Annotated in this window: 14 protein-coding genes; 3 read left to right on the top strand and 11 right to left on the bottom strand. The window is 52.5% G+C overall.

The window, feature by feature from the left end:
* The first annotated feature begins 72 nt into the window (after positions 1-72).
* From pnp to Q399_RS0110695, 3 genes are read left to right on the top strand one after another with little or no spacing between them, the layout of a single operon-like run.
* Positions 73-2199, top strand: a complete 2127-nt coding sequence (gene pnp / locus Q399_RS0110705) for a polyribonucleotide nucleotidyltransferase (RefSeq protein WP_031568360.1) — start codon at positions 73-75, stop codon at positions 2197-2199.
* Positions 2180-3151, top strand: a complete 972-nt coding sequence (nlpI, locus tag Q399_RS0110700; RefSeq protein WP_084164264.1) for a lipoprotein NlpI — start codon at positions 2180-2182, stop codon at positions 3149-3151. Before pnp ends, nlpI begins: the two co-directional genes overlap by 20 nt.
* A complete protein-coding gene (locus Q399_RS0110695; protein ID WP_051685910.1) occupies positions 3135-4298 on the top strand; it encodes a zinc metalloprotease in 1164 nt (387 codons plus the stop codon). Before nlpI ends, Q399_RS0110695 begins: the two co-directional genes overlap by 17 nt.
* Here Q399_RS0110695 and Q399_RS0110690 read toward each other — a convergent pair.
* The 11 genes from Q399_RS0110690 to nadD all read right to left on the bottom strand — a co-directional run bounded on the left by Q399_RS0110690 (position 4279) and on the right by nadD (position 13937).
* Positions 4279-4632, bottom strand: a complete 354-nt coding sequence (locus tag Q399_RS0110690; protein ID WP_031568357.1) for a PilZ domain-containing protein — start codon at positions 4630-4632, stop codon at positions 4279-4281. The genes Q399_RS0110695 and Q399_RS0110690 overlap by 20 nt on opposite strands.
* 102 nt (positions 4633-4734) lie before the next feature.
* The gene (lipA, locus tag Q399_RS0110685; RefSeq protein WP_031568356.1) at positions 4735-5700 is read right to left on the bottom strand and encodes a lipoyl synthase; all 966 of its coding nucleotides are present in this window, start codon (positions 5698-5700) and stop codon (positions 4735-4737) included.
* Positions 5701-5705: 5 nt separating this feature from the next.
* Positions 5706-6353, bottom strand: a complete 648-nt coding sequence (gene lipB, locus Q399_RS0110680) for a lipoyl(octanoyl) transferase LipB (protein WP_031568354.1) — start codon at positions 6351-6353, stop codon at positions 5706-5708.
* A gap of 72 nt (positions 6354-6425) precedes the next feature.
* A complete protein-coding gene (gene ybeD, locus Q399_RS0110675; RefSeq protein WP_245612876.1) occupies positions 6426-6704 on the bottom strand; it encodes a DUF493 family protein YbeD in 279 nt (92 codons plus the stop codon).
* A 114-nt stretch (positions 6705-6818) separates the two neighbouring features.
* On the bottom strand, positions 6819-7976 hold the full coding sequence (locus Q399_RS0110670) for a D-alanyl-D-alanine carboxypeptidase family protein (RefSeq protein ID WP_031568351.1): 1158 nt from the start codon (positions 7974-7976) through the stop codon (positions 6819-6821).
* A gap of 45 nt (positions 7977-8021) precedes the next feature.
* Positions 8022-9077 (bottom strand): septal ring lytic transglycosylase RlpA family protein, encoded by a 1056-nt coding sequence (locus Q399_RS22460; RefSeq protein ID WP_084164262.1) that lies wholly within the window; start codon positions 9075-9077, stop codon positions 8022-8024.
* Positions 9074-10189: a rod shape-determining protein RodA gene (gene rodA, locus Q399_RS0110660; protein WP_031568349.1), complete on the bottom strand. Its 1116-nt coding sequence runs from the start codon at positions 10187-10189 to the stop codon at positions 9074-9076. The genes Q399_RS22460 and rodA overlap by 4 nt, the downstream gene beginning before the upstream one ends.
* Positions 10186-12411, bottom strand: a complete 2226-nt coding sequence (gene mrdA / locus Q399_RS0110655) for a penicillin-binding protein 2 (RefSeq protein WP_211253296.1) — start codon at positions 12409-12411, stop codon at positions 10186-10188. The genes rodA and mrdA overlap by 4 nt, the downstream gene beginning before the upstream one ends.
* Positions 12412-12414: 3 nt before the next feature.
* On the bottom strand, positions 12415-12885 hold the full coding sequence (gene rlmH / locus Q399_RS0110650; RefSeq protein WP_031568347.1) for a 23S rRNA (pseudouridine(1915)-N(3))-methyltransferase RlmH: 471 nt from the start codon (positions 12883-12885) through the stop codon (positions 12415-12417).
* 3 nt (positions 12886-12888) lie between these two features.
* A complete protein-coding gene (rsfS, locus tag Q399_RS0110645) occupies positions 12889-13209 on the bottom strand; it encodes a ribosome silencing factor (RefSeq protein WP_031568346.1) in 321 nt (106 codons plus the stop codon).
* Positions 13210-13304: 95 nt separating this feature from the next.
* Positions 13305-13937, bottom strand: a complete 633-nt coding sequence (gene nadD, locus Q399_RS0110640; protein ID WP_031568345.1) for a nicotinate-nucleotide adenylyltransferase — start codon at positions 13935-13937, stop codon at positions 13305-13307.
* Positions 13938-13939: the final 2 nt, after the last annotated feature.

Raw genomic sequence — 13939 nt, 5'->3', positions numbered from 1 at the left:
GCCAAAAATATACCGCGTAAAAGGCCCAGCAGGGCCCTGATCCACGCGTACAAGACAAAGGAAAAATATCAAGTGAATCCTATCGTAAAATCATTTCAATTTGGTCAGCATACCGTCACATTAGAAACCGGTGTTATTGCCCGTCAGGCAGACGGCGCCGTATTAGCCAGCATGGGCGATACCGCAGTTCTGGTCACTGTCGTTGGTAAAAAAGAACCAAAACCAGGTCAGGACTTTTTCCCGCTGACTGTAAACTATCAGGAAAAAATGTACGCAGCCGGCCGCATCCCAGGTGGCTTCTTTAAACGTGAAGGCCGCCCAAGCGAAGGCGAAACGTTAACTTCACGTCTGATCGACCGTCCAATCCGCCCACTGTTCCCTGAAGGCTTCACCAACGAAGTTCAGGTCATTGCAACTGTGGTTTCTGTTGAGCCGGACATCCAGCCGGACATCATCTCTATCCTGGGTACTTCTGCCGCACTGGCGATTTCAGGCATTCCGTTCAGTGGTCCGCTGGGCGCTGCCCGCGTCGGTTATATCAACGACCAGTACGTACTGAACCCGTCTGAAACTGCACTGAAAACCAGTAAACTTGACCTGGTTGTAGCCGGTACTGCCAACGCGGTATTGATGGTTGAATCTGAAGCTCAGGTACTGTCAGAAGACGTGATGTTAGGTGCAGTGGTTTACGGTCACGATCAAATGCAAGTCGCAATCAAAGCCATTGCTGAATTTGCTGCTGAAGCTGGCAAGCCAGCCTGGAACTGGGTTGCTAAGCCGAAAAATGACACGTTGATCAGCAAAATTGAAGCACTGTCGACTGCTGCCGTTGGCGAAGCATACCGCATCACGGAAAAGGCTAAGCGTTACGAGCGCATTGGCGCTATCAAAGCCGAAGTCTTTGCCCAAATCAAAGCTGAGCTGGCTGAAGGCGAAAGCTTCAACGAAACTGAAGCCGGCGAAATTTTCCATAACCTGGAATCAAAAATCGTTCGTAGCCGCATCATTGCCGGCGAACCACGTATCGATGGTCGTGACAACGAAATGATTCGTGGTCTGTCTGTGATGACTGGTTTACTGCCACGCACGCACGGTTCAGCACTGTTCACCCGTGGTGAAACGCAGGCACTGGTGACTTGTACTTTAGGTACTGCCCGTGACGCACAAACAGTTGACGATCTGCTGTCAGACAAAACTGACAACTTCCTGTTCCACTACAACTTCCCTCCGTTCTCAGTTGGCGAAACCGGTATGGTCGGTTCACCAAAACGCCGCGAAATCGGTCACGGTCGCCTGGCAAAACGCGGTGTTGCTGCAGTTATGCCTGATTTTGATGCTTTCCCGTACACAGTGCGGATGGTATCTGAAATCACTGAATCAAACGGTTCAAGCTCGATGGCGTCTGTGTGTGGTTCTTCGCTGGCACTGATGGATGCTGGTGTACCAATCAAAGCGTCTGTTGCTGGTATCGCCATGGGTCTGGTCAAAGAAGGCGACAACTTCGTTGTACTGTCGGACATTCTGGGCGACGAAGATCACCTGGGCGACATGGACTTCAAAGTAGCCGGTACTACAGCTGGTATCACTGCACTGCAGATGGATATCAAGATTGAAGGTATCACCAAAGAAATCATGCAGATCGCACTGAAACAAGCCAAAGCCGCCCGTATCCACATTCTGGGTGTTATGGATTCTGCGATCAGCACGCACCGTTCAGAGTTGTCTGAGCACGCGCCACGCATCTACACCTTGCACATCAACCCGGAGAAAATCCGTGATGTGATCGGTAAAGGCGGCGCTGTGATCCGTCAGATCACTGAAGAATCAGGCACCACCATCGAAATCGAAGATGACGGTACAGTCAAAATCGCCGCCACCAACAGCGCTGCTGCTGGTATTGCAATCGCGAAGATTGAAGCCATCACTGCTGAAATCGAAGTGGGCGCAGTGTACGAAGGCGAAGTGGTTCGGATCGTTGATTTCGGTGCTTTCGTCAACGTACTGCCAGGGAAAGATGGTCTGGTGCACATTTCACAAATCTCTGATGAGCGCGTGAATAACGTGGCAGAGCACCTGCAACTGGGTCAGAAAGTTAAAGTGAAGGTACTGGAAGTAGACAAACAGGGCCGTGTCCGCCTGTCTATCAAAGAAGCCAATGCAAAACCGGGCGAGGCTGCCCATGCCGAAGCAGTTAACTAAGCTGCTGTTGGTGCCACTGCTGCTCAGCGCAGTAGTGGCGTTACCTGCCTGCCAACTGGCGCCCAAAGCGCCTGTTGGTGTCCTCGTTGAAAACCCGCTTGAACCAGAGCCTCTCGCTGCGCCATTTCGCACTGAAATCGCTATCGCGCGGATCAGTGAAATGCTACAGAGCGCGAAAATGGATGACGCCGAACGTGGCCGTTTGCACTATGACCGTGGTGTGATGTATGACAGTGTCGGTTTGTCAGCATTGGCACGGTATGATTTTATGCGTGCCTTGCGCCTGCAGCCTGATATGGCCGATGCCTATAACTTTATGGGCATTCAGCACACGCTGAGCGGTGACTATGAATTGGCTTACGATGCTTTTGATTCCGCACTCGAACTGGAACCCAAGTATCAATACGCCTATTTAAACCGCGGTATTGCTTTGCAGTATGATGGAAAGCTGGCGCTGGCTATCAGCGATTTTCAACAGTTTCAGGCGTTAAAGCCGGATGATCCGTACCGGAGTCTCTGGCTGTTTTTAGCCGGAGCCGAACAGTCAGAGCCGCAGGCATTGGCTTTATTAGCGAAGCAACAAGCGGCGCTGGATAAAAAAGCCTGGTCTGCGCAGATTGTGGCGTTTTATCTTGGACAAATCAGTGAAGCAGAGCTGTTAGAGCTGGCCAGCACTGATGCTACAGATCCGAAGCAACTCGCTGAACAGTTGTGTGAGGTGTATTTTTATCTGGCGCGCTGGCATGCTCTCAAACATAACCCGACACAGGCAGCCTTGTACTTTAAAAAGTCATTGGCGACCAATGTGTATGAGTTTGTTGAACATCGTTACGCCCGGCTTGAGCTGGAACGGTTGCGTCAGGCTGTGATTGAACAAGCTGATGCGCATGAGCATGGCGGTTCTTCAGAACAGACTGACGAGCAGGATAAGTCGGATGCACATCAGCATTAAGCTGTGTTATCTGGTTAAAAAAAGCCGGCTTGCTGGCTTTTTTTTATTTGCGCTGCTGGCGGGCTGCCAGCCAAAGCCCGTACCGGAACCGGGCTCACTGGAACTAACCAGAGCCCAACAATCGTTACAGGCTGGCTTGCCAATCAAAGCAGCCGAGCAGCTGGCTATTGCTATCCGGCAAGGTCATCCTGAAGCCGTCACACTATGGCTGGAACTGACACTGCCGCAGCTTGGCCCGTTGCAACAATACCAACAACTGCAGGCATGGTCTAAAGCACCATTGTCATCTGCACAGGCGGTGCGTTTAGGCTTATGGCACGACGCAGCTGTGATGCCGCCAACCTTGGCCGCAAGTTCAGCGCCAGCCGGTTGTAAGTTGACCGTACAGCCTGTACTCAGCACAGAAACGTCGGTCGCGCATTGGCAACGGTTGCAGCAAGACTGGCCACAGTCGGATTTTGCGCCACTGCCAGTCTGTTTTTTAGCGCCGATTTTCGTTGATAGCCGCGAGCTGCGCTGTACTGAGCAGGCACAGCAGCGTATTGCCTGTGAAACGAGCCGTTTAAGTGACATTATGCAGCACAGCACCGCACAAATTCTGCTGGTCGCGGCAGGGCGGGGCCAGGCCAGTTTTAACAATGGCTGGCTGCAATTGCCCGAGCAGTTTTCACCGGCGTTGTTCCGGCACGAATTTAGCCATGCGCTGGGATTTATCGATGAGTATCAGCTGCCTGCGTTAACTGCGGCAGCAGAATGTGTGCGTACTGATATTCTTGCAAATTTGTTGCTGGATACTGCTGATGTAGGCCGTTATGCCAGGCACTGGCAGCTTGATGTGCAGGACTTGCAGTTAACACCAGTGGAAACTTGTCGTGCGGCCGGCATTCAGGCGTGGCGACCGGTGCAGGCAGACAGCCATATGCAGCATTTTGAACTGGCAGTACCGGTGTTATATCAGCAGGTGATGCAACAGCAGCTCTCGCAAGCAGCATCGCTGATGCCGGTGCAGTATTATTTTGCTTATCTGGCGCGGCAGCAGCAGGATATGCAGCGTTGGCAGCTATTAATGGAACGAGCGGCCGCCTTTGGTTATCCGGCCGCTGTGGCGGCGCTGGAGGCCGTCGGGGCTAGTTTGACAGCTCGCTGAGTTCGCGGCTCAGCATTTCTGCGTCACCCAGATTCAGCTCTAACAACCGGCGCAAATGACTGGCACTTTCGATGTCGATGCGCTCACAGCGCAGGCCAATAGTGGCGTCGTGTAAGTGGGCAATGCTGACATCCATTTCTAACACCAGTTCAGACTGGTCCAGCTGAAACTGTAATTGCGCCTGTTCACCGACCAGCCCCTGAAAATCGGCCGGGCGCTGTACCAGTGCACCTTTTAACGACAGGTCCAGCACCTGAGTGAAGAAGTTCTGCCCCTGAAAACGCAGAGTGGCCTGATTGTTATACAAAATACGGCTGAACTTACGGTGGTCCATGACTGCTCCTTGAGAATCGTTAAAAGCATAAGCTGTTTTAGCGAAAAAAAACAGGCTGTTGTGATACAGCCTGTTCCGGAATAACTTAAGTCTGTCCAGCGGTTAACTGATATCTTCGCCGGCAGCCTGACGGTCGGCATGATAGCTTGAACGCACAAATGGGCCTGAGGCGACGTGTTTAAAGCCAATTTCGTAACCGATGCGTTTGATCTCATCAAACTCTTCCGGCGACACATAACGTTTGACCGGTAAGTGGTGTTTGCTCGGTTGCAGGTACTGCCCAACGGTCAGCATATCGACGTTGTGGGCGCGTAAGTCTTTCATCACTTCAATGATTTCTTCGGTGGTTTCACCAAGACCAACCATCAGTCCGGATTTGGTTGATACTTCCGGATGTGCTTCTTTATAACGACGTAACAGTTCCAGTGACCATTTATAGTCCGCGCCCGGCCGCGCCAGTTTATACAGGCGTGGTGCGGTTTCCAGGTTATGGTTAAACACATCCGGTGGCGTCTGGGTCAGAATATCCAGCGCTGTGTCCATGCGGCCGCGGAAATCCGGCACCAGCACTTCAATTTTGATCGCCGGGGTTTCGCGGCGGATAGCAGTGATACAGTCGGCAAAATGCTGGGCACCGCCATCACGCAGGTCATCGCGATCGACCGAGGTGATCACGACGTATTTCAGCTTCATATCTTTGATGGTCAGTGCCAGTTTTTCCGGCTCTTCGGCGCTTGGTGGCAGTGGGCGGCCATGCGCCACATCACAAAACGGACAACGGCGGGTGCAGATCGCGCCCAAAATCATGAAAGTCGCGGTACCGTGATTAAAACATTCGGTCAGATTCGGACAAGACGCTTCTTCACACACCGAATGCAGGCCATGCTTACGCAGGGCACCTTTGATTTCATCGATGCGTTCAGAGCTTTTTGGTAATTTGATTTTGAGCCATGCCGGCTTGCGCTGCATTTCAGCTGGTTCGGTTGGCAATACTTTTACCGGGATTAAGGCCATTTTGTCGGCGTCACGCAGTTTGACGCCTGGCTCCATACGGGCAGTTTTGGTCATCTGTACTAAAACCCTGTTAATTCCTGAAATTCACTGACATTCAGCAGTTTTACCAGCTGAGCACTCAGTTGCTGTTTTGCCTGTTGCATCGACACAGGCCCGCCCAAATCTTTACTTTGCACCATTTGCATGCCGGCATAACCGCAAGGGTTAATGCGGGAAAATGGTGATAAGTCCATATCGACATTCAGTGCCAGACCATGGAAGGTACAGCCTTTACGCACGCGAAGGCCTAATGAGGCCACTTTTTTTTCATCAACATAAACACCGGGTGCGTCGGCCTTGGCATATGCCTCCACATCATTTTGCGCCAGTGTAGCAATAATGCTCTGTTCAATCAGGTTCACCAGTTGGCGTACCCCTAAATTGCGGCGTTTGATATTGAGCAACACATAAGCCACCAGCTGGCCCGGACCGTGATAAGTGACCTGACCTCCCCGGTCAACCTGTACCACCGGAATATCGCCAGGGAACAGCAGATGCTCGGCTTTGCCGGCCTGGCCTTGAGTGAACACCGGCGGGTGCTCCAGCAACCAGATTTCGTCGAAAGTGTTGTCGTCACGTTGATCGGTAAATTGCTGCATCCGTTGCCAGGTGGAGGTGTAGTCCACCAGACCTAAATCGCGGATGATCAGTGCATCAGAACAGGGCAATCGGCAATCCTCGGCTGAATTCTGAGTGTCAAAGCCGGCGCATTATAAGGAACCGGCCGGCTTGCGCGAGTGTTACATGACATAGCGGACCAGTTCGAGCCTGCCAAGTTCGGTATACAGCAGTTCGATATGGTCTTTGTCCCGCACTACCACAGACACTGATACTGAGTGGTAGTTGCCTTTACTGGAAGGTTTGACCGTCGGTGCGTAATCGTTGGCACCGGCATGTTGTTGCAAAGTCGCAATCACCTGCGGCACCAGATCTTCGTGGGCCAGCCCCAGTACCTTGAAGGTAAATGCGCAGGGGAACTCCAGAAATTCGTCAAATTTGGTATCTTTAACCACAGTCACCACAGGACACCTCTTGCTCGTAGCAGGGAACAGCGAAAAAACGGGCTCTATTCTAACAAAAAGTCCCGGGCTGTGCCGGGACTTTCTGAACTCAGGGTAAATTTTCAACCGCTGTTATTGCAGCTGCATCTTCACATAATCGACTAAACGGCCAAAAATACCTGCTTGTTCAATATCTTCCAATGCGACCAGTGGATATTCGGCGACGTCTTCGTCATTTAACTTCAGGTACACAGTACCGACCACCTGGCCTTTAGTGACAGGCGCAACCAGTTGCTGGGTCAATTTAAAGTCGGCTTTGAGATTTTTACGCTGACCGCGTTGCAGCGTGATCGGGGTTTCGCTCAGCACGCCCAGGCTGATGTTTTCTTTGACACCTTGCCAGATACGCTGCGAAGCGAATTCTTCGCCGGCTTTATAAGGTGAAAAGGTTTCAAAAAAGCGGAAGCCATAAGTCAGCAGTTTTTTGTTTTCTGCTTCACGGGTCTTGGCGCTGTCAGTTCCCATGACGACAGAAATCAGCCGCATACCGTCTTTGGTCGCTGAGGTGATCAAGCTATAGCCGGCTTCTGAAGTGTGGCCGGTTTTGATGCCGTCGACGTTCAGGCTCTTGTCCCAGAGCAAACCGTTACGGTTGTATTGTTTGATGCCGTTAAACACATACTCTTTTTCAGCGTAGATTTTGTATTCTTCCGGTACATCACGAATTAATGCGACCGACAACTTCGCCATATCGCGGGCGGTGGTTTTCAGCTCCGGGTCCGGGTAACCGTGTGAGTTGGTAAAATGGGTATTTTCCATGCCAATACGTTTAGCATGAGCATTCATCAGCTCGGCAAACGCGCCTTCAGTACCGGCAATATGTTCGGCCATGGCTACACAGGCGTCGTTGCCGGACTGGATGATAATGCCGCGGTTTAACTCTTCGACGGAAATGGTTTTGCCCACTTCGATAAACATCTTGGACGAGTCAGTGTATTTTTTCGCCCAGGCATTTTCGCTGATGGTCACCTGATCAGTTGGCTTGATGTTGCCGTTTTTGATTTCTGTGCCGATGACATAGCTTGTCATCATCTTTGTCAGACTGGCTGGCGCTAACGACGTATCAGCATTGCCTTCAGCCAGTACTTTGCCGGTGTGGTAGTCAATCAGGATAAAACCTTTGGCATTCACTTCCGGTGGGGTCGGGGTGATCTGTACAGCCTGGCTGTGCGCGAAGAAACTGAAGCAGCTCAGGCTGCTGGCGAGTAAAAGACGACGATACTGATTCATGAGACTCTTTCTTATTGTGCTAACAGATTAATTGGATTGGGCTTTTCAGCCACATAAACTCTTATTGGTGAAATATGCCTGCGGATATTCACCGGAACGCACTGTGTCAAGCACATGCTGCGCATTGCCCTGTAATGGGCCCGCCAGCAGCCGGAATAAGCCGTTGGCACTTTCAATCGCTGTAGGTACGGACAATTGCTGTTGTAATTCGTTCCCTAAACGCTGCACTTTCGCTTTATCGCTGCTGGCAATTAGCTGGATAAAACAGCCATCGGCACTGCTGCTACTGGCCAGTTGCGGTGCAGTGGCCGGACGTGCGGGTGCTGAAGGTGCTGTGTTCACACGGGCCGGCGCAGTGGCAGGCACTGCGGCAGCTGGCACATAAGGCCGTTCGACAAATGCAGTGCTGCTGCGGCTTGGGCGTTCGCTTGGAGTCACCGGCTGATAAGGAATGTCTGGCAGTTTGGCGATAGGGGTGGCAAAACTTTCCTGCGATGCCATCGCCGGTGATGAAATCAATTCCAGCTTCACCCGGCCTGTGCCGCCCGGGAAAATACCCAGTTTGTAAGCCGCAGAGTAAGACAAATCGATAATACGGTTGTCGTGGAAAGGGCCGCGGTCATTAACCCGCACTATCGCGGTGCGGTAGTTATCCAGATTCGTTACCCGCACATAAGAGGGCAGAGGCAATGTTTTATGCGCCGCTGTCATCGAAAACACATTGTACACTTCGCCGTTTGAAGTCAGATGGCCGTGAAACTTGCTGCCGTACCAGGACGCGATGCCTTCTTCTTCATACTGCAGGATGTCGGTACGTGGCGAGTAATTCACGCCATAGATGTTATAAGGTTTGTTGCCACCGCGACTCAGCGCTTCAACGGTTGGTTCCGGGTCGCGTAATTCGTCTTCGGTCGGCAGGCGCAGCGGAATACTGTCTTTATCCTGCGAATAACGGCCGGCGTTTGGGTCCATATTGTCGCGCAGCCCACTGTCGGTCGATTCCGGCGCGCTGGAGCAGGCAGCAAGAAAAACGGCAAGAGCGATAACGGAAACTGTTTTGCCGGAGCAAGGGAGATGAAAAATTCGGGCGCTGTGCTTCATGATTGTTTTGCTAACATCCGTTTGTGGGTACTGATCGACATCAGAATGCCAAAGCCGGCTAATAAGGTCACCAACGAGGTGCCACCGTAACTGATAAGTGGCAATGGCACGCCAACTACCGGCAGGATACCAGATACCATGCCGATATTAACAAACACATAGACAAAAAACGTCAGCGTGATACTGCCGGCGAGGAATTTGCTGTAATTGTCCTGCGCCTGGCTGGCAATGATAAGGCCACGCCCCAGAATAAACAGATAAATCCCCAGCAGCGCCAACACGCCCATCAGACCAAATTCTTCGGAATACACGGCAAAAATAAAATCGGTATGGCGTTCCGGCAAAAATTCCAGCTGCGACTGAGTGCCATGTAACCAGCCTTTGCCTTCGATACCACCGGAACCGATGGCGATTTTTGACTGAATGATTTGAAAGCCTTTGCCGAGTGGGTCCCGTTCTTCGTCCAGCAGTGTGAGCACGCGCTGACGCTGGTAATCATGCATCAGGAAGTTCCACAATATCGGAATAAAACCGGCGATTAGAGCCGCGATCACGCCGATGATTTTCCAGCTCATGCCACTGAAAAAAATCACAAAAACCCCGGCGACACAAACCAGAATGGAAGTACCGAGATCGGGCTGTTTGGCAATCAATAACGTGGGCACCAGACAGATGGCAAAGCCGATTAAAATATCGCGGATGCGTGGCGGAATAGCCTGGTTGCCCATGTACCAGGCCACTGCCATCGGTACCGCCAGTTTCATTACTTCTGACGGTTGAAACTTGGTAAAGCCGAGGTCCAGCCAGCGGGTTGAGCCTTTCGCGGTATAACCGAACAGTTCAACCAGTACCAGCATCACCACGCCAAAGCCGTACAATGGCACAGACCAGTGCTGATAAGTTTTGGGATTGACCTGGGCAAGGCCAAACATCACGATGAGGGCAAAACCAAGCCGGGCTGTTTGTTGTTCCAGTTTAATTAAATCCTGGCCATCGGCACTATATAGTGTGGCCAGTCCGAGTACGGTCGCGACCAGTAAACCAATCAACAACGGCAAATCGATATGCCAGCGTTGCAGACGATGCTGGGTGTTTTCCATAAAGCTGTTCATTGGCGGCCTCCGCTGTTCGTGCCCGTTGCGTTATTGCCGTTTTGTTGCTGGCCTTGCTGCTGACCTTCCTCGTCCAGCTGTGGTGCCGGCAGGTTTTCAGGTTCAGGGGTTGGAATGACCGGAGCGGCGTTTTGCGGCTGGCTGCGGGCCGGCACATTGTCGGTGTTTGTTTCAACGTTTGCCGGTGCCGGGCCTGAATTGGTGTCGGCTTTGTTCTGGCTGGCTTTTTGCGCAGCCAGAGCTTTGGCAGCTTTTTCCCGCGCCGCTTCTTCAGCGTAACGTTGTTCACGTGCAAGCATGGCTGCTGCACGTTCGGCCTGAATTTTTTGTACTGTGGCGCGGTCCGGCAGTTGCGGCGCGTCATACTGCGGCGAGAAATAATAATCCATCAGCTGGCGTGCAACCGGTGCAGCGTTGGTACCACCGCCGCCACTGGCGACGTTTTCAACGATGACTGAGATTACAATTTCCGGCTTGTCGTGCGGCGCATAACCAACAAACAAGGCGTTATCGCGATGGCGCTCACTGATGTTAGTCGCTTTGTATTTGGCGCCGGCGGCAATATTGATTACCTGGGCGGTGCCGGTTTTACCGCCAACGGTGTAGGGCACACCGATAAAAGCGCCGCGTGCGGTACCGCCTTCCTGATGTGCGGTGCGATACATAGCTTCGCGTGCAATGGCCCAGTTTTGTGGATTAACGACTTCGATCACCTGCTCTTTGGGTTGTAACAGCGAGGTTTGCTGCTCTTTATTGCGAAAACTCTCACCAAGGCGCGGTGTGATGCGGGCGCCGTCGTTAATCAAGGTGGCGGTGGTCAGTGCAATTTGCAGTGGGGTGGATTGCCAGTAGCCCTGACCGATGCCGATATTGATGGTGTCCCCTGGTCCCCAGTTTTGTTTGCGCCGGACTTTTTTCCACTCACGGCTTGGCATCAGGCCTGACGTTTCTTCTCCAATATCGATGCCGGACAGATGGCCGAAGCCGGCTTTCTGCATAAAATCAGAAATGCGATCAACGCCCATTTTGTACGCTAAATCATAGAAATAAGTGTCGCAGCTTTTGATGATGCCGGTATAAACATCAACATAACCATGGCCATATTTGAAATGGTCGCGCCAGGGCCGGCTGACTTTGGGCAAGCGGTAAAAGCCAGGGTCCGGCACCCGGGTGTGCTCAGTGACAATCCCGGCTTCGAGGCCTGCGACCGCCATCAGCGGTTTCACGGTCGAGGCTGGCGGGTACACGCCTTGGGTCATCCGGTTCACCAAAGGCCGATCCGGTGAATTCAGCAACATGCGATAGTCTTTGCCACTGATGCCATGGACAAATAAATTCGGGTCATACGAGGGGTTGGAATAAAACGCCAGAATGCCACCGGTGCGCGGGTCCAGTGCGACAATAGCGCCACGGTTTTCCCCCAGAGCTTCCTGCGCTTTTAATTGCAGGCCTAAATCCAGCGTCAGATATAAATCGTCACCGGAAACGGCTGGTTGTTCGCGTAGTGTGCGGATCACCCGGCCGCGGTTGTTAACTTCCACTTCCTGAAAGCCAACAGTGCCGTGTAGCTGGGCCTCATAATATTTTTCGATACCGATTTTGCCGATATCGCGGGTAGCTGCGTAGTTCGGGCTCTGGCCGTTTTCTTCAATCTGCTTAAATTCTTTATCGTTGATTTTGCCGATGTAACCCAGGCCATGCGTCAGCAAATCGCCGTAAGGATAATGCCGGGTTAAGCGCGCTTCTAAGGTCACGCCTTTGAGATGATGCAAATGCACCGCCAGACGTGCGACTTCCTGCTCGGTCAGCAGTTCTTTCAGTGCAATACTTTTAAAACGGCGCTGTGCTTTGACTTCTTTGAAAAAGTCCGCTTTTTGCTCTGGTGTGATCTCGATAATCGCTGCGATTTGTTCGACTGCAGCCTGCAGATCCGGCACTTGCTCCGGCACCAGTTCGACCGAGTGCACCGGCGCATTTTCTGCCAATAAAGTGCCGCGCCGGTCGAAAATCATGCCGCGATTCGGCGATAAGGGTACCAGCTTGATGCGGTTACCGTCGGCACGGGTCGAGTATTCCTCGTAACGCAGCACTTGCAGGTTATACAAGTTGGCGATCAGAATGCCAAAGCACAGCAGAATAAAACCAAAAGCAATCAGCGCCCGGCGATTAAACAGCAGGGTTTCAAAAGCAACATCAGCAATGGCAATACGGCGTTTTTGCATCCGTTACTCGCGATGATAAGGATGGTTAGTACTGATACTCCAGGCGCGGTACAGGCTTTCAGCCAGCACCACGCGCACCAGCGGATGCGGTAAGGTTAACGCTGACAACGACCATTTGCCCTCGCTGGCAGCGATACAGGCCGGCGCCAGCCCTTCAGGCCCGCCGACTAACAAACAGACGTCGCGGCCATCCAGTTGCCACTGCACCAGTTTTTGCGACAGTTGCGGGCTGGACCAGTTGCCGCCTTCGACTTCCAGTGTGATGATGCGGGCGCCTTTGGGCACAGCGGCCAGCATTTTTTCGCCTTCGATATCCAGAATGCGTTTAATGTCAGCGTTTTTGCCGCGTTTGCCGGCCGGAATTTCAATCAGTTCAAACGGCATATCACGCGGAAAGCGCCGGGCATATTCTTCAAAGCCGGTGCTGACCCAGCCCGGCATTTTGGTGCCTACTGCGATTAAAATCAGTTTCATGGTTCAGGCTGCCCAGAGCTTTTCCAGCTGATAAAACTGCCGGCTTTCTTCCTGCATCACGTGGACGACCACGTCGCCTAGGTCAATCAGCACCCATTCGGCACTGCGATCGCCTTCGGTACCGATAATATGCAGACCGGCTTTGCGCGCTTCGCTGATCAGATACCCGGCGACAGCACGGGTATGGCGGTTGGATGTGCCGGAGCAAATCACCATAAATTCGGTTTCTGAGGATTTACCTTTGACATCGAGCTGGATGATGTCACGACCTTTCATGTCGTCGAGTTTATCGACGACAAAAGCGGCTAATTGTTCGCTGTGCACTGGGCGGGTCCTTCAATCTTAATCGCAACATGTTAACAGTTTCTGCCGCGCAAGCCAAAGTCGGAAAAGGCCCAATCTAAGGATTTTCGCTGATTTCAGCCCCTATAAAGACCATGCTGCTGGATATAGGTCTGGACATCGGAGATTTGCAGTGAAGCAGGGGCGGAACCGCTGCGGATTGCGGTGGCGGAAACATCTACAGGTGGGTTTTGCAGCAGCAGAATGTGGCCATGCTTTGCTGCACGCAAAGCGCTTACGGACTGACTGCCGAATTGCTGTAAAAGCCCAGGCGCATCACCGGAAGCGGCGCTGTAGCCGGGTCTTTGCAATACCAGCAGATGACAGAGCACCAGAATATCGGGCCAGCGGTGCCAGCGGGTGAAATAACATAAAGAATCCATGCCGATGACAAAACACAGAATGTCTGAGGGATATTGCCGGCGCAGCTCAGTCAGGGTATCGACGGTGTAAGACGGTGTGTCGCGTTCAAGTTCCAACAGGTTTAGCCGCAGCTGCGGATAAGGTGCAATGGCTAAGCGAACCATCTCAGCACGGTGTGCGCTGCTGCTTGGCGAGTCGCGGTGCGGCGGTAAATGACAGGGCAACAGGTCGAGGCTATCAAGCTTGCATGCTTGCTGCACATAAAGCGCCGATTGCAAATGGCCCTGGTGGATGGGGTCAAAAGTGCCACCATAAAAGCCGCGTAGTAGGGGGGTCGCAGGGGCCACCG

The sequence above is a fragment of the Rheinheimera texasensis DSM 17496 genome (genome assembly GCF_000711985.1).
GTDB lineage: Bacteria > Pseudomonadota > Gammaproteobacteria > Enterobacterales > Alteromonadaceae > Pararheinheimera > Pararheinheimera texasensis.
Note: the sequence above shows the minus strand (reverse complement) of the source record. Positions and strands in the feature narration are given on the sequence as shown.

Coding starts and splice junctions, on each gene's coding strand:
- nlpI (WP_084164264.1), top strand. CDS start 2,180: ATGCCGAAGCAGTTAACTAAGCTGCTGTTGGTGCCACTGCTGCTCAGC.
- Q399_RS0110695 (WP_051685910.1), top strand. CDS start 3,135: ATGCACATCAGCATTAAGCTGTGTTATCTGGTTAAAAAAAGCCGGCTT.
- Q399_RS0110690 (WP_031568357.1), bottom strand. CDS start 4,632: ATGGACCACCGTAAGTTCAGCCGTATTTTGTATAACAATCAGGCCACT.
- lipA (WP_031568356.1), bottom strand. CDS start 5,700: ATGACCAAAACTGCCCGTATGGAGCCAGGCGTCAAACTGCGTGACGCC.
- Q399_RS0110670 (WP_031568351.1), bottom strand. CDS start 7,976: ATGAATCAGTATCGTCGTCTTTTACTCGCCAGCAGCCTGAGCTGCTTC.
- Q399_RS22460 (WP_084164262.1), bottom strand. CDS start 9,077: ATGAAGCACAGCGCCCGAATTTTTCATCTCCCTTGCTCCGGCAAAACA.
- rodA (WP_031568349.1), bottom strand. CDS start 10,189: ATGAACAGCTTTATGGAAAACACCCAGCATCGTCTGCAACGCTGGCAT.
- mrdA (WP_211253296.1), bottom strand. CDS start 12,411: ATGCAAAAACGCCGTATTGCCATTGCTGATGTTGCTTTTGAAACCCTG.
- rlmH (WP_031568347.1), bottom strand. CDS start 12,885: ATGAAACTGATTTTAATCGCAGTAGGCACCAAAATGCCGGGCTGGGTC.